The 24,791-nt window shown below is 72.0% G+C and carries 19 protein-coding genes, 2 tRNA genes and 3 pseudogenes; 11 read left to right on the top strand and 13 right to left on the bottom strand.

The features are described from left to right. Window positions 1-40: 40 nt before the first annotated feature. Both E3Z34_RS04270 and E3Z34_RS04275 read left to right on the top strand, forming a co-directional pair. On the top strand, window positions 41-664 hold the full coding sequence (locus tag E3Z34_RS04270) for a mycothiol-dependent nitroreductase Rv2466c family protein (protein WP_134772603.1): 624 nt from the start codon (window positions 41-43) through the stop codon (window positions 662-664). Further along, entirely contained in the window at window positions 664-1,131 is a 468-nt protein-coding gene (locus tag E3Z34_RS04275; RefSeq protein ID WP_134772604.1) for a ribose-5-phosphate isomerase, read from the top strand. Before E3Z34_RS04270 ends, E3Z34_RS04275 begins: the two co-directional genes overlap by 1 nt. Before the next feature lie 72 nt (window positions 1,132-1,203). Here E3Z34_RS04275 and E3Z34_RS04280 read toward each other — a convergent pair whose 3' ends face one another. The 3 genes from E3Z34_RS04280 to E3Z34_RS04290 form a co-directional block, all read right to left on the bottom strand. After that, window positions 1,204-1,425: an antitoxin gene (locus tag E3Z34_RS04280; RefSeq protein WP_134772605.1), complete on the bottom strand. Its 222-nt coding sequence runs from the start codon at window positions 1,423-1,425 to the stop codon at window positions 1,204-1,206. A gap of 115 nt (window positions 1,426-1,540) precedes the next feature. Continuing rightward, window positions 1,541-2,143, bottom strand: a complete 603-nt coding sequence (locus tag E3Z34_RS04285) for an SIMPL domain-containing protein (RefSeq protein WP_134772606.1) — start codon at window positions 2,141-2,143, stop codon at window positions 1,541-1,543. Between the two features lie 30 nt (window positions 2,144-2,173). Further along, window positions 2,174-2,247: transfer RNA gene (locus E3Z34_RS04290), tRNA-Gly, on the bottom strand. An 84-nt stretch (window positions 2,248-2,331) separates the two neighbouring features. Here E3Z34_RS04290 and E3Z34_RS04295 point away from each other — a divergent pair. From E3Z34_RS04295 to clpX, 5 genes and pseudogenes are all read left to right on the top strand, one after another. Beyond that, a tRNA-Pro gene (locus E3Z34_RS04295) sits at window positions 2,332-2,408 on the top strand. Between the two features lie 71 nt (window positions 2,409-2,479). Further along, window positions 2,480-4,516, top strand: coding sequence for a trigger factor (gene tig / locus E3Z34_RS04300; protein WP_338043779.1), 2,037 nt, complete (start codon window positions 2,480-2,482; stop codon window positions 4,514-4,516). Window positions 4,517-5,055: 539 nt separating this feature from the next. Then, window positions 5,056-5,674: pseudogene (locus E3Z34_RS04310) on the top strand (ClpP family protease). A 120-nt stretch (window positions 5,675-5,794) separates the two neighbouring features. Further along, window positions 5,795-6,394: an ATP-dependent Clp protease proteolytic subunit gene (locus tag E3Z34_RS04315; RefSeq protein ID WP_134772607.1), complete on the top strand. Its 600-nt coding sequence runs from the start codon at window positions 5,795-5,797 to the stop codon at window positions 6,392-6,394. A gap of 155 nt (window positions 6,395-6,549) precedes the next feature. After that, window positions 6,550-7,820 (top strand): annotated as a pseudogene (gene clpX / locus E3Z34_RS04320) (ATP-dependent Clp protease ATP-binding subunit ClpX). Here clpX and E3Z34_RS04325 read toward each other — a convergent pair. The 6 genes from E3Z34_RS04325 to valS form a co-directional block, all read right to left on the bottom strand. Continuing rightward, window positions 7,817-8,356: a hypothetical protein gene (locus tag E3Z34_RS04325; protein ID WP_134772608.1), complete on the bottom strand. Its 540-nt coding sequence runs from the start codon at window positions 8,354-8,356 to the stop codon at window positions 7,817-7,819. The pseudogene clpX and the gene E3Z34_RS04325 sit on opposite strands and share 4 nt — an antisense overlap. After that, on the bottom strand, window positions 8,356-9,738 hold the full coding sequence (locus tag E3Z34_RS04330) for a DUF58 domain-containing protein (RefSeq protein WP_134772609.1): 1,383 nt from the start codon (window positions 9,736-9,738) through the stop codon (window positions 8,356-8,358). The genes E3Z34_RS04325 and E3Z34_RS04330 overlap by 1 nt, the downstream gene beginning before the upstream one ends. Next, window positions 9,735-10,709 carry an AAA family ATPase gene (locus E3Z34_RS04335; protein ID WP_134774737.1) on the bottom strand — a complete coding sequence of 325 codons (975 nt, stop codon included), beginning with the start codon at window positions 10,707-10,709 and terminating at the stop codon, window positions 9,735-9,737. Before E3Z34_RS04335 ends, E3Z34_RS04330 begins: the two co-directional genes overlap by 4 nt. A gap of 62 nt (window positions 10,710-10,771) precedes the next feature. Continuing rightward, complete coding sequence (locus tag E3Z34_RS04340; RefSeq protein ID WP_134772610.1) at window positions 10,772-11,299, bottom strand: hypothetical protein; 528 nt, start codon at window positions 11,297-11,299, stop codon at window positions 10,772-10,774. Further along, window positions 11,296-12,036, bottom strand: coding sequence for a DUF4129 domain-containing protein (locus E3Z34_RS04345; protein ID WP_134772611.1), 741 nt, complete (start codon window positions 12,034-12,036; stop codon window positions 11,296-11,298). The genes E3Z34_RS04340 and E3Z34_RS04345 overlap by 4 nt, the downstream gene beginning before the upstream one ends. A gap of 9 nt (window positions 12,037-12,045) precedes the next feature. Continuing rightward, on the bottom strand, window positions 12,046-14,763 hold the full coding sequence (gene valS, locus E3Z34_RS04350) for a valine--tRNA ligase (RefSeq protein ID WP_134772612.1): 2,718 nt from the start codon (window positions 14,761-14,763) through the stop codon (window positions 12,046-12,048). A gap of 155 nt (window positions 14,764-14,918) precedes the next feature. Between valS and E3Z34_RS19370 the strand changes: the two genes are divergently transcribed. Next, a complete protein-coding gene (locus E3Z34_RS19370; protein WP_275106674.1) occupies window positions 14,919-15,872 on the top strand; it encodes an alanine:cation symporter family protein in 954 nt (317 codons plus the stop codon). Beyond that, entirely contained in the window at window positions 15,806-16,882 is a 1,077-nt protein-coding gene (locus E3Z34_RS19375) for an alanine:cation symporter family protein (protein WP_275106681.1), read from the top strand. Before E3Z34_RS19370 ends, E3Z34_RS19375 begins: the two co-directional genes overlap by 67 nt. Window positions 16,883-16,946: 64 nt before the next feature. Here E3Z34_RS19375 and E3Z34_RS04360 read toward each other — a convergent pair whose 3' ends face one another. The 4 genes from E3Z34_RS04360 to E3Z34_RS04375 form a co-directional block, all read right to left on the bottom strand. Next, window positions 16,947-17,288, bottom strand: a complete 342-nt coding sequence (locus E3Z34_RS04360) for a hypothetical protein (protein ID WP_134772613.1) — start codon at window positions 17,286-17,288, stop codon at window positions 16,947-16,949. A gap of 109 nt (window positions 17,289-17,397) precedes the next feature. Beyond that, window positions 17,398-17,613 (bottom strand): hypothetical protein, encoded by a 216-nt coding sequence (locus E3Z34_RS04365; RefSeq protein WP_134772614.1) that lies wholly within the window; start codon window positions 17,611-17,613, stop codon window positions 17,398-17,400. Between the two features lie 68 nt (window positions 17,614-17,681). Next, window positions 17,682-19,049 carry an FAD-binding oxidoreductase gene (locus E3Z34_RS04370; protein ID WP_134772615.1) on the bottom strand — a complete coding sequence of 456 codons (1,368 nt, stop codon included), beginning with the start codon at window positions 19,047-19,049 and terminating at the stop codon, window positions 17,682-17,684. A gap of 64 nt (window positions 19,050-19,113) precedes the next feature. Continuing rightward, window positions 19,114-19,344: an AbgT family transporter gene (locus tag E3Z34_RS04375; protein ID WP_158288597.1), complete on the bottom strand. Its 231-nt coding sequence runs from the start codon at window positions 19,342-19,344 to the stop codon at window positions 19,114-19,116. A 510-nt stretch (window positions 19,345-19,854) separates the two neighbouring features. On the opposite strand from E3Z34_RS04375, the gene ileS reads away from it, so the two are divergent. Together ileS and E3Z34_RS04385 are read left to right on the top strand one after the other, a co-directional pair. Continuing rightward, complete coding sequence (gene ileS / locus E3Z34_RS04380; RefSeq protein ID WP_134772617.1) at window positions 19,855-23,265, top strand: isoleucine--tRNA ligase; 3,411 nt, start codon at window positions 19,855-19,857, stop codon at window positions 23,263-23,265. After that, window positions 23,262-24,708 (top strand): annotated as a pseudogene (locus tag E3Z34_RS04385) (bifunctional folylpolyglutamate synthase/dihydrofolate synthase). The gene ileS and the pseudogene E3Z34_RS04385 overlap by 4 nt, the downstream one beginning before the upstream one ends. The last annotated feature ends 83 nt before the right edge of the window (window positions 24,709-24,791 follow it).

Below are 24,791 nucleotides of genomic sequence, written 5' to 3' on the forward strand. Positions count from 1 at the left end.
GTTTTCTCCCACCCCGCCTCGGGGTGCGACCATGCCGGGTATGACGAACCGCGCCGAGATGTTCTTCGACCCCGCCTGCCCCTGGGCCTGGATGACCTCCCGCTGGCTGATGGAGGTCGCGGAGGTCCGCGACCTGGAGATCACCTGGTCGGTGATGAGCCTGTCGGTCCTCAACGAGGGCCGGGACGAGCTCCCCGAGGACTACAAGGCGTTCCTGGCCAAGGGATGGGTGCCGGTGCGGACGATCATCGCCGCCACCCAGGGTCTGGGCGAGGACGAGGCCAACGTACTGCGCAAGAAGATGTACGACGCCTACGGCCGGCGGATCCACCTGGAGGGCCGGGGCGCGGACGACCTGCCCGGCATCACCGCCGAGGTCGTCGCCGAGCTGGGTCTGGACCCGGCGCTGAACGACGCGGGCTCCTCCGACGCGCACGACGAGGCGCTGCGGGCCTCCCACCAGCGGGCCATCGACCTCGTCGGGGACGAGGTGGGCACCCCGGTGGTCTCGGTCGAGGGCGTGGCCTTCTTCGGCCCGGTCGTGACCCCGGCGCCCAAGGGCGAGGCGGCGGGCCGGCTGTGGGACGGGTGCCTCCTGGTCGCCGGCACCCCGGGCTTCTACGAGCTCAAGCGCAGCCGCACCGCCGGGCCGGACTTCAGCTGATGCGGGTGCACATCGGCGGCGACCACGCCGCTTACGAGCTGCAGCGGGACCTGGTGTCGTGGCTCGCAGAGCAGGGACACGAGGTCGTCGACCACGGCCCGGAGGCGTATGACGCCACGGACGACTACCCGGTCCACGTCCTGCGGGCGGCGGCGGCGGTGGCGGCCGACCCCGGCTCCCTCGGGATCGTCCTGGGCGGCTCCGGCAACGGTGAGCAGATGGCGGCCAACAAGGTGCCGGGCATCCGCGCCGGCCTCGCCTGGAGCCCCGAGCTCGCGCGCCTCACCCGGGAGCACAACGACGCGCTCGTGCTCTCGATCGGCGCCCGCTTCTGCAGCCTGGAGGAGGGCCGGGCCATCGCCCAGGCCTTCCTGGACACCCCCTTTTCGGGGGAGGAGCGGCACCAGCGCCGCATCGACATGATGACCGCCTACGAGCAGGACGGGACCCTTCCGCCCCTGCCCTGAGCCCAGCTCCGCCCAGATGACGAGGGGCGCCCCACCGGATGCGGTGGGGCGCCCCTGGCGCGTGGTGAGGGATCAGCCGCGCGGCTCACCCTCGGTGGGAGTGCCGTCGGTCCCGAGACGCTCACGGGCCATGTCCTGCCCCTTGTCGACGTGATCGGCGTACTTGTCGCCGGTGCGCTCGTCGATCATGTCACCGGCTCGCTCCACGACGCCGTCGCCGTGCTGGTCGACGGCCTTGTCGATCGCGTCCTGGTGCTGCCCCATCGCGTCCTTGGCCTTGTCCATAAATCCCATGGGCGGTCCTCCTTGCGTCGGTGCGGGGCCGGACGGCCCCCGTGCCCGACCATGCCAGCACACAGGTGGGGAGGTGTCGACTCGAAGCGACGCCCCACTGTGCCTCGCGGCCCGCTCAGTCGAGGAGCGCCCAGCCCATCTGCACGACCGCGACGACCTCCTGGTCGGCCGGGTCGACGGCCGGACCGGAGGCCATCATGCGGGCCTCGCGGACCGGCAGCGGGGGGCCGCCCTCGCCGCCCTCCCGGATCCAGAGCACCGGACCGAGGGAGCGGCCGGTCAGCTGGGCGTAGTGTTCGGCCCGCGTCCGCGCGTCGTCGACGGCTGCCTCCCGCGCCCGCCAGGCCTGCTCGCTCGGGTCCGACAGCTCGGGGCGCAGCCCGTTCACGCCGAGCCCGGACCCCACGGCCCCGGCGACGCGCGCCACGAGCTCACCCACCTGCGTCGGGTCCGCGGTGCGCACCTGCACCGACTGGTGGGCGGTGTGCCCCACCTGCTGGCCGCGCGCGTCGTGGCGCGGGTGCAGACCGAGGCCCTGCGTGCGCAGCTGCTGCTCGGGCAGCGCGTCCTGGCAGGCGCGGACGGCGGTGGTGAGAGCCTCCAGCGCCCCGCCGACGGTGGGGGCGTGCCCCTCCAGCTGCAGGTCGACGACGAGGGTGTCGGGGGCGGCCGCCACCCGGCCCGTGCCGGTGACGACGACGGTGTCACGAGGGTCCATCCCCCGATCGTAGGGCGGGGGAGCGCAGGTTGGAGCGGGTGACGGGAATCGAACCCGCGTAGCCAGTTTGGAAGACTGGGGCTCTACCATTGAGCTACACCCGCACGCCACGTCCAGGATGGTGGTCCCGGACGATCGAGCCGATAGTCTAACCCTCTGGTCCCGCCCGCCCGTGCAGCGGGACCGGACGGGGTATGGCGCAGCTTGGTAGCGCGTCCGCTTTGGGAGCGGAAGGCCGCCGGTTCGAATCCGGCTACCCCGACCACCTAGCATGTGGTGACCGTTTCCGCGTGCCCTGGTGCACGACATACCCCCGAACAGCATGGAGCCCCCGCAGTGAAGAGCGCTGTCGAGAACCTGACCCCGACGCGGGTCAAGCTGACCGTCGAGGTCCCCGCCGCCGACCTCAAGCCCCGCCTGGACGCCGCCTACAAGAGCATCGGCGCCAACGTCCAGATCCCGGGCTTCCGCAAGGGCAAGGTGCCGGCCAGGATCATCGACCAGCGCTTCGGTCGCGGCGCCGTCGTGCAGGAGGCCGTGAACGAGGCCCTGCCGGAGTACTACACCGAGGCCATGCAGGAGCACGACCTGCGCCCGCTGGGTCAGCCCGAGGTCAACCTGACCTCGCTGCCGATGACCGACGACCAGGACTTCGTCTTCGAGGCCGAGGTCGACGTGGTCCCCAGCTTCGAGCTGCCCGACTTCTCCGGCATCGAGGTGACGGTGGACCCGGTCGAGCTGTCCGAGGAGGACGTGCAGACCCGGATCAACGCGCTCCGCGAGCGCTTCGGCACGCTCAAGAGCGTCAAGCGCAAGGCCAAGACCGGCGACCACACGACGATCGACCTGTCGGCGCGGATCGGCGAGGAGGAGATCGACTCCGTCACCGGCGTCTCCTACGAGATCGGCTCGGGCACCATGCTCGAGGGCCTGGACAAGGCGCTGCGCGGCACCAAGACCGGTGAGACCGTCGAGTTCACCAGCCCCCTGGCCGGGGGCGACCGCAAGGGTGAGCAGGCCGACGTCACCGTCGTCGTGCAGGCCGTCAAGGCGCGCGAGCTGCCCGAGCTCGACGACGAGTTCGCCCAGCTGGCCAGCCCCTTCGACACCATGGCCGAGCTCGAGGCCGACCTGCGCAAGCAGGCCGAGCAGGGTGCGAGGTTCGAGCAGGGCGTCGCCGCCCGCGACAAGGTGCTCGAGGCCATGCTCGCCATGGTCGAGATCCCCGTGCCCGCCAACCTGGTGGAGCAGGAGGTGCACCGCCACCTGGAGGGTGAGGGTCGTCTCGAGGACGACGAGCACCGCGCTGAGGTCACCGAGTCGACCACCAAGGCGATGCAGACGCAGTTCCTGCTCGACGCGCTCGTCGAGCGTGACGAGGTGGGCGTCGACCAGGGCGAGCTCATCGAGTACATCATGATGACCGCCCAGCAGTACGGCATGAACCCCCAGGAGTTCGCCCAGCAGATCGACCAGCAGCAGCAGGTGCCGGCGATGGTTCCGAGGTGGGTCCGCCGCAAGGCCCTGGCCTCCGTGCTCGAGGCCGCGAAGGTCGTCGACACCGAGGGCAACGTGGTCGACCTGGACGAGATCGAGCCGGGTGACGACGACGACGAGGACGGGGCGACGAGGAGCTGCTCGAGAGACCAGCGACGACGTGGAGGCACCGGCGGAGGTCGAGGCCCCCGTGGACGCCGAGGTCGAGCCGCAGGACGCCGCGGAGACCGCCGAGAAGGCCTGACCCGCTCGCGACGCCCGTCCGCGCCTGGTGCGCGGGCGGGCGGTCGCGCGTTCACCGGTGGTGTCCCGCGTGCTCAACGGCGGCTCGGGCCGCCTGGGCCACGAGCCCGGCGCGCACGGCCGGACGGGAGGCCCGCTGCTCGTGCAGCGCCAGGGCGACCACGCTGCCGAGCACGACGGCGATCCGAGCCACTGGCTCGGTCCGGGCGCGCGGAGAAGGCGAGGACCCCGACCAGCGCGGCGGTCACGGGGGAAGGCCAGCTCGGCCAGGGTGGCGCGGGAGGCGGGCGTGCGGCCCAGCGCCAGGTAGTAGAGGACCATCGCGGTCAGCCCGGGCAGCGCGGCCAGGGCCAGGATCGAGGGGCGGCAGACCACGGCACGGCCAGCGGGGTCGAGGTGCCGGCCGCGAGCGCCCCGAGCGTCGCCAGCCCGACGGCGAAGCGCAGGGCCGTGAGGTCGACGAACCGCAGCTCGCTGCTCGCCGCCCGACCCAGGACCGTCCCGGCGGCCCAGAGCGTGGCCGCGCCGACCGCCAGCAGCGCCGCCTGCGCCGAGGCGATGCCGACCTGCAGCGGGTCCGCGAAGGTCATCAGCCACCCGCCGACGAGCGCCGGGACGCAGAAGAGCAGGTAGGTGGGCCGCAGCCGCTCCCCCAGAGGAGCGCGGCCAGGGCCAGCGCGATGAGCGGCTGCAGTTTCTGCAGCACCTGCGGGTGATGGGATCGCCCACGGCGAAGGCGGCCGTGAAGAGCACCGTCGCCAGCGCCGAGCTGCCCGCGCCGATGACCAGGACGGAGACCTGGGTCCTACGGGTCGCGCCCCTCAGCCGGCGCAGCGCCGGGGGCAGCCGGGCAGGAGCACCAGGCAGAGGAGGGCGTGCTCCCAGAAGACGATGGCCAGCGCCGGCAGCTCGCGGGCGAGCGGTCCGCGCCAACAGCGCCGACAGACCCCACAGGGAGCCGCGACCGCCACCAACCACGTCCGGTCCGCCCGTATGCCGTCCCTGTCACGCGCCGTAGCATGCCAGACGCTCCGACGATGTGCGCTCAGGGCGAACATCCGCGGACTCGGGGAGTAGGGGGCGGGAGGCGGGCGTTAGGGTCAACGAGAGGTGCCGTGGACCGCCGCGGCGGCACGAGCACCGCAGGCTCGCACGAGACGAGAAGAGGCAGCATGACCGATCACCGCACCGCCAGCACCCCCGCCCGGATGGCTGAGCGCCCGATGGGTGGCCTGGACGACCAGATCTACAACCGTCTGCTCAAGAGCGCATCATCTTCCTGGGCTCGGACGTGCGCGACGACAACGCCAACGCCATCTGCGCCCAGCTGCTGCTCCTGTCGGCCGAGGACCCCGACAAGGACATCTGGCTCTACATCAACAGCCCCGGCGGCTCGGTCACCGCGGGCATGGCGATCTTCGACACCATGAAGTGGATCCCCAACGACGTCGCCACCGTCGCCATGGGCCTGGCCGCCTCGATGGGGAGTTCCTGCTCTCGGCCGGCACCAAGGGCAAGCGCTACGCCACCCCGCACGCCCGGGTCATGATGCACCAGCCCTCCGGCGGCATCGGCGGCACCGCGTCCGACATCAAGATCCAGGCCGAGCAGATGCTGCACATCAAGAAGCAGATGGCCGAGCTCATCGCCGAGCACACCGGGCAGAGCGTGGAGCAGATCGAGGCCGACTCCGACCGCGACCGCTGGTTCACCGCCGCCGAGGCCAAGGAGTACGGCTTCGTCGACCACGTCTACGAGACCTCCGCGGACGCTCCCGGCGAGCAGTCCTGACGGCATACCTGCACGACACGAGAGACGAGCTGACATGACCCACACCCGTATGCCGGTGGCGCGTGGACGGCCGCGGGCCAGCCCGGCGGCCGCGCCCCCCTCGCCCCCTCCAACCGCTACATCCTCCCGCAGTTCGAGGAGCGCACCTCCTACGGCACCAAGCGCCAGGACCCCTACACCAAGCTCTTCGAGGACCGGATCATCTTCCTCGGCGTCCAGGTCGACGACGCGTCCGCCGACGACGTCATCGCCCAGCTGATCGTGCTGGAGAGCCAGGACCCGGACCGCGACATCCTCATGTACATCAACAGCCCCGGCGGCTCGTTCACGGCGCTCACCGCCATCTACGACACGATGCAGTACATCAAGCCGGACGTGCAGACCTTCGTCATCGGCCAGGCCGCCTCGGCCGCCGCGGTGCTGCTGGCCGCCGGCGCCAAGGGCAAGCGGTTCGCGCTGCCCAACGCCCGCGTGCTCATCCACCAGCCCGCCCTGATGGGTGGCGAGTACGGCCAGGCGTCCGACATCGAGATCCAGGCCAACGAGGTGCTCCGCATGCGCACCTGGCTCGAGGAGACCTGGGCCAAGCACTCCGGTCGCGACGTCGAGCAGGTCCGCAAGGACATCGAGCGCGACAAGATCCTCACCGCCGCCGAGGCCAAGGACTACGGCCTCATCGACGAGGTGCTCGCCTCGCGCAAGGGCACGCTCGACGACTGAGGTCCCTCCACGGTGCGCACGCGCCCGGTCGCCCCTCGGGCGGCCGGGCGCGTGCTGTCCCGGCGCGTACGCCGAGAGCGGACAGCGCCCAACACACCTATGCCGTGAGCGCAATAGCCTGTCGGCCGGGGGCCCGGCAAGGTAGCGTCTCACCCATGGCACGGATGGGTGAGAGCAGTGAGCTGCTGAAGTGCTCCTTCTGCGGGAAGAGCCAGAAGCAGGTCAAGAAGCTGATCGCGGGCCCTGGCGTGTACATCTGCGACGAGTGCATCGACCTGTGCAACGAGATCATCGAGGAGGAGCTGGCCGAGTCCAGCGACCTGGGGCTGGGCCAGCTGCCCAAGCCGCGGGAGATCTTCTCCTTCCTCGAGCAGTACGTCGTGGGCCAGGACCCGGCCAAGCGCGCGCTCGCCGTGGCGGTCTACAACCACTACAAGCGCATCCAGGCGGGCGAGGGGGCCCGGGGCGAGGACGCCGTGGAGCTGGCCAAGTCCAACATCCTGCTCGTCGGTCCCACGGGGTGCGGCAAGACCTACCTGGCCCAGACCCTGGCCAAGATGCTCAACGTGCCCTTCGCCATCGCCGACGCGACCGCGCTCACCGAGGCCGGCTACGTCGGTGAGGACGTCGAGAACATCCTGCTCAAGCTGATCCAGCCGCCGACTTCGACGTCAAGAAGGCCGAGACCGGCATCATCTACATCGACGAGATCGACAAGATCGCCCGCAAGAGCGAGAACCCGTCGATCACCCGTGACGTCTCCGGCGAGGGCGTGCAGCAGGCGCTGCTGAAGATCCTCGAGGGGACGGTCGCCTCGGTGCCGCCGCAGGGGGGCCGCAAGCACCCGCACCAGGAGTTCATCCAGATCGACACCGGCAACGTGCTCTTCATCGTGGGCGGCGCCTTCGCCGGTATGGAGAAGATCATCGAGTCCCGCACCGGCAAGCAGGGGCTGGGCTTCGGCGCCGAGCTGAAGTCCGCGAAGGACGCCGGCGAGCACTTCGCTGAGGTGCTGCCCGAGGACCTCATGAAGTTCGGCCTCATCCCCGAGTTCATCGGCCGGCTGCCCGTCATCACCACCGTCGCCCCGCTGGACCGGGACGCCCTGGTCAACATCCTCACCGAGCCGCGCAACGCGCTCATCAAGCAGTACCAGCGGATGTTCGAGATCGACGGCGTGGAGCTGGAGTTCGACGAGGGGGCGCTGGGCGCGATCGCCGACCAGGCGCTGCTGCGGGGCACCGGTGCCCGCGGCCTGCGGGCCATCCTGGAGGAGGTCCTGCTCCCGGTGATGTTCGACGTCCCCAGCGACGACGAGATCGCCAAGGTCGTCATCACCCGCGAGGTGGTGCTCGAGAACGTCAACCCGACCATCGTGCGCCGGGGCGTGACGCGCAAGCGCACCCAGCGCAAGGAGAGCGCCTAGCTCGTGCGGGCCCGCACCCTGGCCAGGTAGGCCAGCGCACCGGTCACGACCGTCAGGCCCACGATGCCCGGCAGGGCCCCGCCCCGGGGGGTGGCGACGCCGACGAGCAGGGCGGCCAGCAGCCACACCACGGCCGTCATCACCCCCACGAGCAGCGTCCGCAGGGCCCACAGTCTCACCACGGACGTCGGCACGCTGGCCTGCGGCGGCAGGGCGGAGGCCAGCGAGGCGCTGGCGTGCACGAGCAGCAGGCCCAGCGCGGCCGGCAGCAGCGCCCAGTGCCAAGGACCCTCCACCCCGGCCCACCAGGACGCGACGGCGAAGAGCGCGAAGACGGTGGGCATGAGGGTCGTCGGCTGGTAGACCACGAGGGCTCCCATGACCACCAGCCCCGCCCACGCCACCGGCCCACCGCCCCCGGCGGCTGCCATCGACACCATGAAGAGGGCGGCGCCGAGGAGCGCGACGAGCCGGACCCGCAGGTGGCTGCGGCTGGCCGAGCGCAGGTCGACCCAGTAGTCCACGAGCTCGCGCATCAGACCCCCACCCGGCGACCGCGCCGGGCCAGCTCGCGCAGCACGACGTCCAGGCTGCCGGGGCCGAGCCACGGCACGACCGGGATGCCCTGGGCCCGGATGGCCCGGATCTCCCGGTCACGTTCGAGCATGCGGATGCGCCAGGCGGTGCGGGCCAGGGGGTCGCGGTCGGTCGAGGGCAGCACGTCACCCTGCTCGGGGTCCACCAGCGCGTCGACCACCACCACCGACAGGCCCCGGGCGGCGAGCGTCGCCGCCTGCGTGAGCGCGTCGGGGGAGACCAGCGCCGAGATCATGACGACGAGGGTGCCGTCCTGCATGCCCAGGTGCACCCGGCGCGGGTCGGTCTGCTCGTCGACGGCGGGCACGATCCGGCACAGGGTGTCGAGCACGCGAACACCGTGGCGCTTCCCGGTGCCGGTCGGCACGGTCAGGGGCGTGCGGGCGGACAGGACCCGCAGGCTGACCCGGTCGCCCTGCTGGAGGAAGTGCTCGGCCACGGCGGCGGCGGCCCGCACGGACCGGTCCAGGGAGCTGGGCGCACCGTCGACGCCGCCGGAGACCCCCAGGTCGTAGTGGGCGTCCACGAGCACGGCGACGTGGGTGTCCTGGTCGGCGTAGCTGGAGGTGACGAAGAGCTCGCCGGTGCGGGAGGACCGGGGCCAGTGGATGCGCCGGAGGCGGTCGCCGAGCTGGAAGGGACGCAGCGTCGCGAACTCCGCACCCTCCCCGGGCCTTGACGACCGGTGCGCACCCACGAGGCCGCGGGGGTGCGGGGCCGGCGCGGTGCTGTCGAAGGCGGCGGGCTGCGGCAGCACCCGCAGGCCCAGCGCCTCCTGCGGGACCGGGCCCCACCGGAACGAGCCCCAGGAGCTGGCCGCCGCGACCTGCATCGGGCCGATCCGCCGCACGCCCCACCGGGTGACGCGCAGCCCGACCAGCACGCGGCGCCGGCCGTCGACGGTGGGCCCCTGGGCGTCGACGACCGCGCAGCCGCGGGCGACGGGCAGCGTGTCGGCGTCGCGCACCCCGGTCGTCCTCTCCTGGACGATCCCCTCGACGAAGGGTGCGGGCGAGACCGCCGCCGCGATGATCTCGGCCCCTTCCACGGGCTCCACCTGCCCGACCGCCACCACCTGCTGCCCCTCCCGGATCAGGCTGTGCGACAGGGCGAACCGGTGCTCGGGCACGCGCCGGGGCCGGGTGACCAGGCTCCAGGCGAGGACGACGGCGAAGGGAGCGGCCAGCACCAGCAGGTCGGGCCGGCGCCACAGCAGCGCGATCGGTGCGGTGAGCAGCACGACCGCCACGCAGCGCAGCAGCGCGTGGGTCGGTGCCCAGCGCTCCCGCCGGGTCAGGACGCTCTCGCGGGGACGGCTCACCCGAGGACCGTGGCGGCGCCCGTGCGCGAGCCGGGGACCGGCACCTGGCCCAGGGCCGCGGTGACGACGGCGTGCCCGCCGGTGGCCGACATCCACAGCTCGGGCTTGATCGAGATGCGGTGGTCGAGCACGGCGTGCGCGACGGCCTTGACGTCCTCGGGGGTGACGTAGTCACGCCCCTGCACCACGGCATACGCCCGGCTCGTCAGCATGAGCGCGAGCGAGCCGCGGGGGGAGGAGCCGACGAGCACCGCCTGGTGGCGGCGCGTGGCGGAGGCCAGCTCGACGCAGTAGCGGCTGATGTCGTCCTCGACGGGCAGCCGCTCGATGGCCTCCTGCATCGCCGTGAGCCCGGCGGCGTCGGTGACGGCCTCCAGCCGCTGGTCCTCCTGCCGGCGGCCGATCCGGCGGCGCAGCACGTCCCACTCCTCCTCCGGGCTCGGGTAGCCGAAGGAGACCCGCACGAGGAACCGGTCGAGCTGCGCCTCGGGGAGCGGGTAGGTGCCTTCGTACTCCACCGGGTTGGCGGTCGCCAGCACGTGGAAGGGCTGGGGCAGCGCGAAGGTCTGACCCTCGACGGTGACCTGGTGCTCCTGCATCGCCTCCAGCAGCGCGGACTGCGTCTTGGGCGGGGTGCGGTTGATCTCGTCCGCGAGCAGCAGCCCGGTGAACAGCGGCCCCGGGCGGAAGGCGAACTCGCTGCTGCGCTGGTCGAAGACGAAGGACCCGGTGAGGTCCGACGGCAGCAGGTCGGGGGTGAACTGGGCTCGGGTGAAGTCCAGGCCGAGGGTCTGGGCGAAGGAGCGTGCGGCCAGGGTCTTGCCCAGGCCGGGAAAGTCCTCGAGCAGGACGTGGCCCCGCGCGAGCACGGCGGTGAGCACCAGCGTCAGCGCCTCCCGCTTGCCGACGACCGCCTGCTCCACCCGGTCGAGCACCTCACCGGCCAGGGCGCAGACCTCCGCGGCGGACAGGCTCTCGCCGGAGGATGGGGGGTATGGCGTCCCGCCGGCAGGCTCGGGGGTGGTCGGCGTCGTCACAGCTTCTCGATCCTGTCGATGGCGTTCTCCAGCGCGCTGCGGCTGCGGCGGCGGGTGTCGGTCGGTGGATGGGTCAGGTAGTGCCAGAGCGCCGGCCCGACCAGCTGCTCGGCCCGCTCGGGCTGGGTGTCCAGGTCGACGTCGTGCCGGGCCCGCAGCCGCTCGGCGGCGAGCTCGCGGACGACGGCGTGGACGTCGTCGCGCCGGTCGTCCCGCTCGACGGCGTCCCGCAGGTCCCGGCGCAGCCGCAGCAGGCGGTAGTCGAGCGCGGCGGGCGGCACCGCGTCCGTGCGGGGGGTGGACAGCCAGTGGGCCCGCTCGACCCCCTCGCCGATGCGGGCGACCGAGGTGAGGGTGAGGGTGACCGCGGCCCCGCCCAGCAGGATGACCAGCACCGTCTCCGGCAGCGAGTGGGGCAGCGACCCGACGTACCAGAGCAGGCCGCCGGCGGCGGGGACGAGGATCAGGGCGGGCGCCAGGTTGCCCCAGGCGTCCTGCCACCGGCGGCGCGACGAGGGAGTCACGACCGCTCCGGGCCGGGGGAGGGCGTGGGTGCGTCGATCCCCTGCTCGACCCTCAGCCGCCGGAGCAGGTCCCCGTGGATGGTCTCCAGCGCGTCGACGGCGGCGGCCCGCTGGGCCTCGGTGACCTCGTGCCGGGAGAAGCGGGCCTCGCGGTAGGCCTCGGACAGGGTCGTGATCGCCTGCGGGTCGACCTGCCAGCGGGAGAGTACGCTGGTGGTCAGCTCGGCGGCCGTGCGGGAGCGGTCCTCCCGCAGCCCCGAGCGGTGGGCGGCCTCCTCCAGCGCCACCCAGCACGCGACGACGGCGTTGCGCGGGTCACCCTCGGTCAGCGCGCGGTAGCGGACCTCGTCGCTGCTGGCCTCCAGGAGCGCCACCAGCTCGTCCTCGTGGGGGGAGGGGAGGTCGGTCCGCCGGTCCCCCCGGTTGTCCAGCAGGTTGCGCAGCAGCACGAGCATGCCGTAGAGCACGGCGAGGATGATGCCGAGCTGGACCAGGTCGACCAGCCGCTGGCTGAGGTCGGAGGCCTCCTCCGGCGGGCTGGCGTCGTCATCGGCGCCCGTCTCGAGGGCGGCGTCGACCTGCTCGCCCTGGGGCAGCGTGATCGCCGGGCTGTCCCAGGTGCTGCTCGGCGGGGCCACCAGCGGCGAGCCGTTGCTCGCCCCCCAGACGAGCAGGGCCAGACCGACGACCGCCGTGAGCGCGGCCACGATGACCGTCGGTGTCAGGCCCCTGCGCATGGGCCGACCCTACGCGGGCACCTCGTCGGTCACGAGCTCGACGTCCCGGACCTCCAGGGACTCCCCGTCGACGAGCGCGATCTCCCCGCTCACCTTGCCCGCCGCGGACAGGTCGCCCAGGGCGGCCCGCACCCGCTCGACGTCGGCGGCGGGGCCGGCGACGGTCGCGGCGGAGATCGCGGTCCGCATCTTGACCTTGGCCTCCGACTTGGCCTTGCGCAGACCGGTGAGGGCCTGACCGACCACACCCAGGAGCGCCACGTCGCCACCCTTGACCGCGGCGGCGAGCTCGGCCGCGACCGGCCAGGGCTGCACGTGCACCGACGAGCCCTCCTCGTGCCACCAGCTCCAGACCTCCTCGGCGGCGAAGGACAGCACGGGGGCCAGGAGCCGGAGCTGGACCGACAGGGCCAGCCGCAGGGCGGCCCGGGCCGAGAGGGTGCCGGCCGAGGGCGCCCCGTCGGTCGCGGCCTCCTCCCCGAAGGCCCCGCCGTAGGCGCGCTCCTTGACGAGCTCGAGGTAGTCGTCGCAGAAGGTCCAGAAGAAGGCCTCGGTGAGGTCGAGGGCGGTCGAGTAGTCCCAGGCCTCGTAGGAGGCCGTCGCCCGCTCGACCACCTCGGCGAGCCCGGCCAGCATCGAGCGGTCGATCGGCTCGGTGACCAGGGTGGCGGCGTCGGCGGGAGCGCCGTCGGCACCGGCCGGCAGATCGCCGAAGCTGAGCGCGAACTTGCTGGCGTTGAGCAGCTTCATCGCCAGCCGACGGCCGACCTTGACCTGGTTGGGGTCGTCGATCGTGTCCACGCCGGGGCGGGCTGCGGCCGCCCAGTAGCGGACCGCGTCGGTGCCGTGCTCCTCGAGCATGCCCAGCGGGGTCGTGGCGTTGCCCTTGGACTTGCTCATCTTCTTGCGGTCCGGGTCCAGGATCCAGCCGTTGACGTAGGCGTCGGTCCAGGGCAGCGACGCGTGCTCCAGGTGGGCGCGCACCACGGTCGCGAACAGCCAGGTGCGGATGATGTCGTGCCCCTGCGGGCGCATGTCGAAGGGGAAGATCTTGGCGAAGAGCTCGGGGTCGGACCCCGGCCCGTCGCCTCCCCGCGTGGGCCAGCCCGCGGCGATCTGCGGGGACAGCGAGCTGGTCGCCCAGGTGTCCATGATGTCCGGGTCGCCGGTGAAACCGCCCGGCTGGTCCCGCTGGCTCTCGTCGTACCCGTCGGGCACGTCGGACATCGGGTCGACGGGGAGGCGCTCCTCACCCGGGACCAGGACGGTGTCGTAGTCGACCTCGCCGGAGGCGTCCACGGCGTACCAGACGGGGATCTGCACGCCGAAGAAGCGCTGGCGGCTGATCAGCCAGTCGCCGTTCAGGCCGCCCACCCAGTTGCGGTAGCGGTTGCGCATGAACTCGGGGTGGAAGGCCAGCTCCTCGCCCCGCCCCAGCAGCTCGGCCCGCAACTCCTCGTCCTTGCCCCCGTTGCGGATGAACCACTGGCGGCTGGTGACGATCTCCAGCGGCTTGTCGCCCTTCTCGAAGAAGTTGGCCTTGCGCTGCGTCCGCTGCGGCTCGCCGTCCAGGTCGCCGGACTCGCGCAGGGCGGCCACGACCGCCTCCCGCGCGGCGTGCGTGGTCCTCCCGGCCAGCTGCTCGGCATACAGCTGCTCGCCCGGCCCGCCGGCGATCCAGCCGGGGGTCTCGGCCTGCAGGCGACCGTTGCGGGTGATGACCGAGCGGGTGGGCAGCGAGAGCTCGCGCCACCACTGCACGTCGGTCATGTCGCCGAAGGTGCAGCACATCGCGATGCCGGCGCCCTTGTCCATCTCGGCGGCCGGGTGGGCCAGCACCGGCACCTCCACGCCGAAGAGGGGCGAGGTGACGGTGGCGCCGAAGAGCTCCTGGTAGCGCTCGTCGTCGGGGTGCGCGATGAGCGCGACGACCGAGCAGATCAGCTCGGGGCGGGTGGTCTCGATGTGCACCGGCCCGCCGCCGTCCGTGCGGTGGTAGGCCACCCGGTGGTAGGCGCCGGGGTAGTCGCGGGCCTCCAGCTCGGCCTGGGCGACCGCGGTCTGGAAGGTGATGTCCCACAGTCCCGGGGCCTCGGCGGAGTAGGCCTCCCCCCGGGCCAGGTTGCGCAGGAAGGCCTGCTGGGCCACGGTGCGGGAGCGGTCGTCGATGGTGCGGTACTGCACCGTCCAGTCCAGGGAGAGCCCCAGGCGACGGAAGGTGTCCTCGAAGGCCTTCTCGTCGATCACCGTGAGCTCCTCGCAGAGCTCGATGAAGTTGGCCCGCCCGACCGGCACCTGGTCGGCGGCCTTCGAGCTCCGCCCGTCACCACCCTGCTGCGGCGGGATGAAGCCCGGGTCGTGGGGCAGCGTCGCGTCACCGCGGACGCCGTAGTAGTTCTGCACCCGTCGCTCCGTCGGCAGGCCGTTGTCGTCCCAGCCGATGGGGTAGAACACGTGCTTGCCCGTCATCCGGTGGTAGCGGGCCAGGCAGTCGGCCTGGGTGTAGCCGAAGACGTGGCCGAGGTGCAGGCTGCCCGAGGCGGTGGGAGGCGGGGTGTCGACCGCGAAGATCTGGCTCCGGTCGGCCACCAGGGCCGCCTCCCGGTCGAAGGTGTAGTGGTCGCTGTCCCGCCAGACCTCTACCCAGCGCTCCTCGAGACCGTCGACGGTGGGGCGCTCGGGCAGGGTGGCCGGGCGCGGGGGGTCGAGGCGGCGGTCGGACGTCATACCCGGCATTGTCCCAGACCCGCCACGGTGCCTCCCGCCCCGCCGCCCAACTATGCCCGGTCGTAGATCACGGAATGATCAAGAAAGGGTCACGATGCGTTCACAAACGCCTCCAGCCGTTGCGCGAGAGCGTCCTGGCTCGGACATTGATCTCCATGTTCGGACAACTCACGCCCGTGGCGGGCGCAGCCGAGGACGCCCTGGAGAGCCGTGACCCGCAGTGGATCACCAACCTCGAGGAGGCGGTGGACGAGAACTTCGCGACCGTCACCAAGTGGTCCGGCGACATCATCTTCGTCAGCATCCCGAGGACCGACATCCCCTTCGTCGTGGTCTGGCTGGTGGTGGCGGCGATCGTCATCACCTTCTACCTCGGCTTCATCCAGGTCCGCGGCCTGCCCACGGCCTTCGACGTGATCCGCGGCAAGTTCTCCTCGGCGGACGACCCCGGGGAGATCCCGCACTACCAGGCGCTGACCTCGGCCCTGTCCGGCACCGTCGGTCTGGGCAACATCGCCGGCGTCGGTGCCGCCGTCACCATGGGCGGGCCCGGGGCCACCTTCTGGATGATCCTCGCCGGACTGTTCGGGATGGCGACCAAGTTCGCCGAGTGCACGCTGGGGGTGAAGTACCGCCACATCCGCGAGGACGGCAGCGTCGCCGGCGGCCCGTTCACCTACCTGCCGGTCGCCTTCAGCCGGTTCCCCAAGTTCGTCGGCGTCTTCCTCACCGGCCTGTTCGCCGTCGCGATCCTCTTCTTCGGCGTCGGCGGCGGCAACATGTTCCAGGCCAACCAGACCTACGCACAGGCGGTCACCGTCCTGGACCCCGACGGCACCGGCTTCCTGTCCTCCACCACCGGTGGTCTGGTCACCGGCCTGGTCATCGCCGGCCTCGTGGGCGCGGTCATCATCGGCGGGATCAAGTCGATCGGGCGGGTGACCTCCACGCTCGTGCCGCTCATGGGTGGCATCTACATCCTCGCGTGCATCGGGTCATCCTCACCAACCTCGGTGAGGTCCCCGCGGCGGTCACGAGCATCATCGGTGGGGCCTTCAGCGCCGAGGGCGTGGCCGGCGGCATCGTGGGCGTGCTCGTCGTGGGCATGACGCGGGCCGCCTTCTCCAACGAGGCAGGCCTGGGCTCCGCCCCGATCGCGCACTCGACGGTCAAGACCCGCCGTCCGGTGTCCGAGGGCTTCGTCGCCCTCTTCGAGCCGTTCATCGACACCGTGGTCGTCTGCACCATGACGGCCCTGACCATCACCATCGCCAACACGACCTTCTACCAGCAGGAGCGGCAGAACTACTTCGACGACCCGGACAACTACAGCGTCGGCGGGGTCACGGTCACCTCCGACGCGTTCGGGGAGAACATCTCGTGGTTCCCGACGCTGCTGGCCTTCGCGGTCGCCCTCTTCGCCATCTCGACGCTCATCACCTGGTCCTACTACGGCCAGCGCGCGTGGAACTACCTCTTCGGCGACACCCACGCCTCGACGCTCATCTACCGCATCGTCTTCCTCACCTTCACGGTCCTGGGCTGCATCCTCACCTTCGGCCAGGTGCTGACGTTCGCCGACAACTTCCTGTTCGTCTGCGCCTTCGTCAACCTGCTCGGTGTCTACATGCTGCTGCCGACCATCAAGCGCGAGATGAAGGAGTACCTCGCCGACCGGGCGTCCGGGCGGTTGTTCGAGCTGGGCAAGGAGGACGCCGAGAAGGAGATCGCCCTGGAGGAGATCGCCGACGAGAACCAGCTCGTGGACGCGACGGGCCGCAACCGCGTCGCCCAGGGCGTGGACGTCGAGGACCTCCGCACCGGTGACGGCCTCACCGTCACCGAGCGTCCGCAGGGCCCGCCCTACGGCGACCCCGACGACGACGGCTTCGGGATGGGCAGCGCCACCGACCCCTACCCGCCGCCGAGTCGTCGGCCGCGGCCGCGGCACGAGGCGGTCCCGGACGCCGACGACAACGGCTTCGGTGCCGGCAGCGCCACCGACCCGCTCGAGCCGCCGCACCGGCGCGCACCGGGCCGGCACCAGGCGCACGACGACGGTGCCCCGCCCGCCGACCGCGACGTCGATGGTGGTCGGGACGGTGACCCGCGCACCTGACGTGACCATGGGGCGCTGAACGCCCACCACCGGCGAGGGGCCGGGAGCGCGAGCTCCCGGCCCCTCACCGCGCCGCCGGGGAAGTGCCGACGGAAGGACGGGGGGGCTCGTCCGGCCAGCCCCACTGACGGGCGTCCTGGGCGTGCTGGCGGCCGTCGTACTCGAAGGCGAGGAGCAGGTCGGGGTCGGGGAGGTCGAGCCGGTAGCGTTCCCGTCCCGTCTCGTCCAGCACCCACCGGTTCACCTGCGGCTCCGGGAGCCCACCCAGGACGAGGAGCAACCGACTCCCCGTCTCCATACCCGACTCGGCCCCTGCGCGGACCCGGGCGGCGCCGTCCCGGGCGCGGGCCGCGCCCTGCCCGACGGCCCGCTCCGCCGCGGCGAGCAGCTGGTCCGGTGTCGTCACCCGCCGGTGGACCAACGAGTCGCCGACCACGAGGTCGACCAGGGTGAGCTCGGTGGCGGGATCGACGCGACCGTCACGTGCACCTCCGAGGTGTCCGGCACCACACCACTCAGAGACGGGCGGCGGTGTGGTGGCTCCCGACAGCGTCGGGCACCACCAGGTGGGCTGCGCGCAGCAACGTCAGGGGTGAGAGCTCGGTCGAGGCCGCCACCCGGACCGTGCCGAGCAGACGGTGGTAGGCGGGGCCGTCGACCCGGTGCCGGGAGAGCCCGCGGCCGAGGGCCTCGCTGCGCAGGAACGGCTCGCCCGGCTCGTAGATCGTCATGCCCAGGATCGTGCCGTCTCCAGCCTCCCTCGGGCGGGTCGCGACCGTGGGGCTCAGCCCCGGGGGCCCTACGCGATGCCGCGGCCGGGGTTCATGATCCCCAGCGGGTCGAAGACCGCCTTGATCGCACGCTGACGTCCCACCTCCGGTTCGCCGAGCTCCTCGGCCAGCCACGGCCGCTTCTGCTGACCGATGCCGTGCTCCCCGGTGAGGGTGCCGCCGAGCGCCCAGGCCGCCCGGACGAGGTCGTCGAAGGCACCCTCGGCCGCCGCGACGCTGGCGGGGTCCGTGCGGTCGTAGAAGAAGCACGGGTGCAGGTTGCCGTCACCGGCGTGCCCGCCGCAGGTTGCCTCCAGCCCGCGAAGGCCGGCGATCTCGTGGACGGCGAGGACCAGGTCACCCAGCCTGGAGAGGGGCACGCAGACGTCCTCGATGAAGCGGTCCCCCTTGGCCCGCAGCGCCGGGTTGAGCACCCGCCGTCCCTCGAGCAGCAGGTCGGCCTCGGTGCGGTCCTCGGCCACGGCTACCTCGGTGGCGCCCGCTGCGGTGAGGGAGACGGCATACTCCTTCACGTCCTGCGCGGCGTGACCGGGTCGGTCGGACTGCACCAGCAGCACACCACCGGCCCCGAGCGGGAAGCCGTAGTCGCCGTACGCCTGGACGGCGTCCACGCTCGCCCCGTCGAGCAGCTCGACCAGGCTCGGGGTGTGCCGCTCGTCCCGCAGGGCGGCCACGCCCGCCATCGTCGCCTCGAGAGTGGGGAAGACGGCCAGGACGGTCAGCGGCGGGTCGCCCGCGGGGACGAGGCGCAGCACCGCCTCGGTGACCACGCCGAGCGTGCCCTCGGACCCCACGAACAGACCGGTCAGGTCGTAGCCCGCCACCCCCTTGGCCGTCCGCCGCCCCGTCCGCATCACCTCGCCACCGGGCAGGACCACCTCGAGCCCGCGCACGTAGTCGGCGGTCACGCCGTACTTCACGCAGCACAGGCCGCCGGCGTTGGTGGCGATGTTGCCACCGATGGTGCACATCGCGCTGCTCGCCGGGTCCGGTGGGTAGGCCAGACCGTGCTCGGCGGCGGCCGCCTTGAGGTCCCGGTTGACGACCCCGGGCCCGACGACCGCGACGCGCTCCACCGGATCGATCTGCATCGAGCTCATGCGCTCGGTGGACAGGACGACGGCGCCGGGCGCGGCGCACGCCGAGCCGGTGGTGGAGGAGCGACCCCCCTGGGGCACGACCGGTATGCCGTGCCGGGCGGCATACCGCAGCGTCGTGACCACGTCCTGCCGGTCCCGCGCCCGGACGACCGTGAACTCCCCAGGGGCGATCGCCCGCGCCTGGGGGAAGGCGTCGACGGCGTACCCGGCACGGATGTCGGGGTCGGTGACGACGCGGCCGGGCAGCAGGGAGTCCAGATCGGAGGTGGTGGGCATGAGTCCCACGGTATGTCGTGACGTCCTTGGGGTCGTCGGCCGTCGACCGTCCCCGCCGGGCGCCTCAGCGCACGGGGGAGCCCGGGCCGAGGGGCAGCCCCACGACGTACCAGAGCACGAAGAAGGTCACCCACTTAAGCAGGTAGGTCAGCAGCACGACCAGCAGGATGACGGCGATCGGAGGCACGCCGAGGCTGTCGATGAGGCTGGCGCCCCCGACCGCCAGCACGGTGCCCAGGTTGGACCAGGAGAACCACGCGATGAACTGCGCGGCGGCGAAGAAGAGCACCAGCACCGGCGCCAGGTCAGACAATGCCCTTGGCCATGAAGGCGGGCAGGTCGGCCCAGGAGGTGATGGGCCGGGCGGTGAGGCCGTAGGCCACCGTCACGCTGATGGGCAGGCGGCTGAGCGCGCCTTGTGTCCGGCACCGGTCTGCGTCGCCATCGCCTCCCCTTCTGCGGTCGTGCCAACCTAGCCGGGCCGGCAGGGACGCGCGACCGGGGCGGGTCGCCACTGGTTCGGGCTAGCATGGGAGGCAGCAGCGTCCGAGCCGTCATCAGCGGCGAGCTTGCGGAAGAAAGGCCCCCGTCGCCAGCGGGTGCGCCCACTAGACCCGCACGGGGCAGGCCCGTCACAGCCGTCGCGAGTGAGTGGTGCACGACCGGCCCGAGCGGCAGGACGTGCGCAAGCGAGGTGGTACCGCGGCACCCGCCGACCCGGCACGGGAACGGTGAGGGCGTCGTCCTCGACGGACAGACCTGACCGAGGACCGCACCACCCACCGCACCACCGAGGAGCCGACCCATGGCCTACCCGCTCGCCAGCACCTCCGGCCACGCGCTGACCAGCTCGCCGCGCTTTCCGGAGATCGAGGAGGCGGTGCTCGCCTACTGGAAGGAGCACGACACCTTCGTCCGTAGCGTCGAGGCGCGCGAGGCGGGGGAGAACGGCGCCAACGAGTACGTCTTCTACGACGGGCCGCCCTTCGCCAACGGTCTGCCGCACTACGGCCACCTGCTCACGGGCTACGTCAAGGATGTCGTGCCGCGCTACCAGACGATGCGGGGCCGGCGGGTCGAGCGCCGCTTCGGCTGGGACACGCACGGGCTGCCGGCCGAGCTGGAGGCGATGGACCAGCTGGGCATCAAGACCAAGGACGAGATCCTCGAGCTCGGCGTGGAGGCCTTCAACGCCAAGTGCCGCGAGTCGGTGCTGAAGTACACCCAGCAGTGGGAGGACTACGTCACCCGGCAGGCGCGCTGGGTCGACTTCGAGCAGGACTACAAGACGCTCAACGTCTCCTTCATGGAGTCGGTGCTCTGGGCCTTCAAGAGCCTCTACGACAAGGGGCTGGTCTACGAGGGCTTCCGCGTCCTGCCCTACTGCTGGAACGACGAGACGCCGCTGTCCAACCACGAGCTGCGCATGGACGACGAGGTCTACCAGGTCCGGCAGGACCCGGCCGTGACCGTGGGGATGCGGCTGCTGCCCGGGCCCGACGGGGCCGGCCCGGAGACCGACCCGCTCACGGGTGCGCTGGTGCTCGTCTGGACGACCACCCCGTGGACCCTGCCGGCGAACCTGGCGGTCATGGTCGGGGAGGACGTGGAGTATGTCGTGGTGCGCGCACCGCTGCCCGGCGCCGGGGCGGAGGCGCAGGGGGATCGGTACCTCCTCGCGAAGGAGCGGCTCGCCGCATACCAGGCCGAGCTCGGGGATGACCCCGAGGTGCTCGCGACCTTCCGCGGCGCCGACCTCGTGGACCGCGCCTACGTCCCGCCGTTCGGCTACTACCAGGGGTGGGAGCGGGCGCACCGGCTCGTCGTCGCCGAGTTCGTGACGACCACGGACGGCACCGGCCTGGTGCACACCGCCGGCGCGTTCGGCGAGGACGACAAGGTGGTGACCGACCGGGAGGGGATCGAGCCGGTCATGCCGGTTGACGTGGACGGCACCTTCATGCACCCGGTGGGGGAGTACACCGGCATGCTCGTCTTCGACGCCAACGCCCCGATCCAGGACCACCTGCGGGCGGCCACCCTCAACCAGCTGCCCCGCACGGCCGAGCACCCGGACCTGCTCGACCAGGGCTCGGTCACCGAGGGCACCGTGCTGCTGCGGCGGGAGACCTACGCCCACTCCTACCCGCACTGCTGGCGGTGCAAGCAGCCGCTCATCTACAAGGCGGTGTCGTCCTGGTTCGTCGAGGTGACGGCCATCAAGGACGACATGCTGCGGACCAACGAGGAGATCACCTGGGTCCCCGGGCACGTCAAGCACGGGCAGTTCGGCCGGTGGCTGGAGAACGCCCGCGACTGGTCGATCTCGCGCAACCGCTTCTGGGGCAGCCCGATCCCGGTCTGGCGCTCGGACGACCCGGCCTACCCGCGGATCGACGTCTACGGGTCGCTGGAGGAGATCGAGCGCGACTTCGGCACCCTGCCCCGGGACCGCGACGGCCAGGTCGACCTGCACCGGCCCTTCGTCGACGAGCTGACGCGCCCGAACCCCGACGACCCGACCGGGCGGAGCACCATGCGCCGGGTCGAGGACGTGCTGGACGTGTGGTTCGACTCCGGCTCGATGAGCTACGCCCAGGTGCACTACCCGTTCGAGAACGCCGACTGGTTCGAGCACCACTTCCCGGCCGACTTCATCGTGGAGTACATCGGGCAGACCCGCGGCTGGTTCTACACGCTGCACATCCTGGCCACGGCCCTCTTCGACCGGCCGGCCTTCAGCGAGTGCATCTCGCACGGGATCGTCCTGGGCAACGACGGGCAGAAGATGTCCAAGTCGCTCAAGAACTACCCGGACGTGCGCGAGGTCTTCGACCGGGACGGCGCGGACGCGATGCGCTGGTTCCTCATGTCCAGCCCGATCCTGCGCGGCGGCAACCTCATCGTCACCGAGCAGGGCATCCGCGACGGGGTGCGCCAGACCATGATCCCGCTGTGGAACGCGTGGTACTTCTTCGGTCTCTACGCCAACGCCGCGGGCTACCAGGCCCGGTGGTCGACCTCGTCCACGCACGAGCTCGACCGCTACGTCCTGGCCAAGACCCGGGAGTTCGTGCAATCCGCGGAGGCGGCCTACGACGCCAACGAGATCGCGGTTGCCTGCGACACCATCCGGGACTTCGTGGACGTCCTCACCAACTGGTACATCCGGCGCTCCCGGGACCGCTTCTGGGCCGAGGACCGGGAGGCTTTCGACACCCTCTACACCGTGCTCGAGATCGTGTGCCGCGTCGCGGCGCCCCTGCTGCCGCTCACGACCGAGGAGGTATGGCGCGGCCTCACCGGGGGTGAGTCGGTGCACCTCACCGACTGGCCGGCGGTGGCGGACCTGCCGGAGGACCCCGAGCTCGTGGCGGCCATGGACACCGTCCGTGAGGTGTGCTCCGCAGCCCTGGGGCTGCGCAAGGCGGAGCGGTTGCGCGTGCGGCTGCCGCTGGCCTCGCTCACGGTCGCCACCGCGTCGTCCGAGGGTCTGACGCGCTACCCCCTCCTGACCGGGATCGTGAAGGACGAGGTCAACGTGCGGGAGGTGGTGGTGCTCGACCTGGACAGCGAGGAGGCATCCTCCTCCGCGCACCTGGTGGAGCAGCGGCTCACCGTCAACGCCCGCGCGGCCGGGCCGCGGCTGGGCAAGGACGTGCAGGCGGCCATCCGGGGCAGCAAGTCCGGGAACTGGTCGGTGGCCGAGGACGGCACCGTCACCAGCGGCGGTCTGACGCTGCACGAGGGGGAGTACACCCTGGAGACGGTCGTGGCGGACGGCGGCGAGGGCGGCTCGCGCGCGACGACGATGCTGCGCGGACCGGGCGGTGGCTTCGTCGTGCTCGACACCGAGGTCACCGAGGAGCTGCAGCGCGAGGGTCTGGCTCGTGACCTGGTGCGCGCCGTGCAGGGTGCGCGCAAGGACGCCGGCCTGGAGATCACCGACCGGATCAGCCTCACCGTGGTGGGCGACGACGAGGTGTGGCAGGCCGCCACCGAGCACCAGCGCCTGGTGATGGAGGAGACGCTGGCGGTGCAGTTCGGGGCCGCGGGCGCCGGCACGCCGCTGCCCAGGCACCGGCGGCCCAGCCTGGGCGGTGGCACCGACCCCGACGGCAGCACCCAGCCCCGCCCCACGGCATACCGGACCTCGGCGACGCTCGACGGCGGGCGCACGGTCGACCTGATGATCAGCAAGGTGGAGACGCGATGAGTGACGACCGGTTCTTCGAGGGCAACGAGCTGCCGCTGGAGGCGGGGGCCGCGGTCCCCCGGTCGGGCACCGGGCCCGAGGAGGCCAGCCCGGAGCAGGAGGCGCGCTACGCCGAGGTCGTCGAGGCCATCCTCGCCCGCACGCCCGAGCACATGCCTGAGCCGACCCTGCACCGGGTGACGCGGGTGATGGAGCTGCTGGGCGACCCCCAGCGGGCCTTCCCGATGATCCACCTGACCGGCACCAACGGCAAGACGTCCACGACCCGGATGGTCGAGCGGCTGCTGCGCGAGATGGGGCTGCGCACGGGGCGGTTCACCAGTCCCCACCTGCACGACATGCGCGAGCGGATCAGCCTGGACGGGGAGCCGATCGGGATCGAGCGGTTCATCGCGACCTACGACGACGTCCTCCCGTTCATCGAGATGGTCGACGCCGAGTCGATGGCCGACGAGGACCCGCAGCGCCGGGTGCGGATGACCTACTTCGAGGTCGTGGTCTGCCTGGCGTACGCGGCCTTCGCCGACGCTCCCGTCGACGTGGCCGTGGTCGAGGTGGGCCTGGGCGGCGTGTGGGACGCGACGTCGGTCGCCGACGGGGTCGTCGCGGTCGTCACCCCGATCTCGATCGACCACACCCGGCTGCTGGGCTCCACGGTCGAGGAGATCGCGACCGAGAAGGCCGGGATCGTCAAGGGGGGGTCGATCGCCGTCGTCAGCGTCCAGGAGCCCGAGGCGATGAGCGTGCTCGTCGACCGGGCCGACGCCGTCGGGGCCGACCTGAGGGCCGAGGGCGTGTCCTTCGGCGTCCTCTCGCGCGAGGTCGCCGTGGGCGGCCAGCTCGTCTCGGTCCGGGGCCTCGCCGGTGACTACACCGACCTTTTCCTGCCGGTCTTCGGTCCCTACCAGGCGCACAACGCCGCGGCGGCGATCGCGGCGGTCGAGGCCTTCGTGGGTGGGGGTGAGCAGCCGCTCAGCGACGAGGTCGTCCGGGCCGGGCTCGCGGGGGTGACCTCACCGGGCCGGCTGGAGATCGTCCGGCGCTCGCCCACCGTGGTCGTCGACGCCGCACAACCCCGGCGGGGTCGACGCGCTGGTCCAGGGCGTGGAGGAGTCGTTCACCTTCACCCGCCTCGTGGGGCTGCTGTGCGTCCTGGAGGACAAGGACGTCGAGCCGATGGTCCGGGCGCTGGAGCCGGTCCTCGACCACGTCGTGGTCTCCCGCACCACCTCGCCGAGGGCGATCCGCCCGGCCCGCCTCGGCGAGCTCGTCGCGGAGTTCTTCGGCGAGGACCGCGTGACGGTCGTCGCCGACCTCCCCGAGGCCCTGGACGTCGCCGCCGGCCTCGCGGACGAGGCGGGCCCCGGGGGAGCGGTGCTCGCGACCGGCTCGGTGACCACCGCCGCCGAGGTGCGCGCCCTCCTCGGCGTCACCACCACCTGACCGGACGCGCGTTCCTGCCACACCGGACGCGCGTTCCTGACGCTTTTCCACACGGGGGCGGGCCCCATACCTGTGGATAACCG

Origin of the sequence: Ornithinimicrobium flavum (assembly GCF_004526345.1) — a bacterium.
In the GTDB taxonomy this organism is placed as follows: domain Bacteria; phylum Actinomycetota; class Actinomycetes; order Actinomycetales; family Dermatophilaceae; genus Ornithinicoccus; species Ornithinicoccus flavus.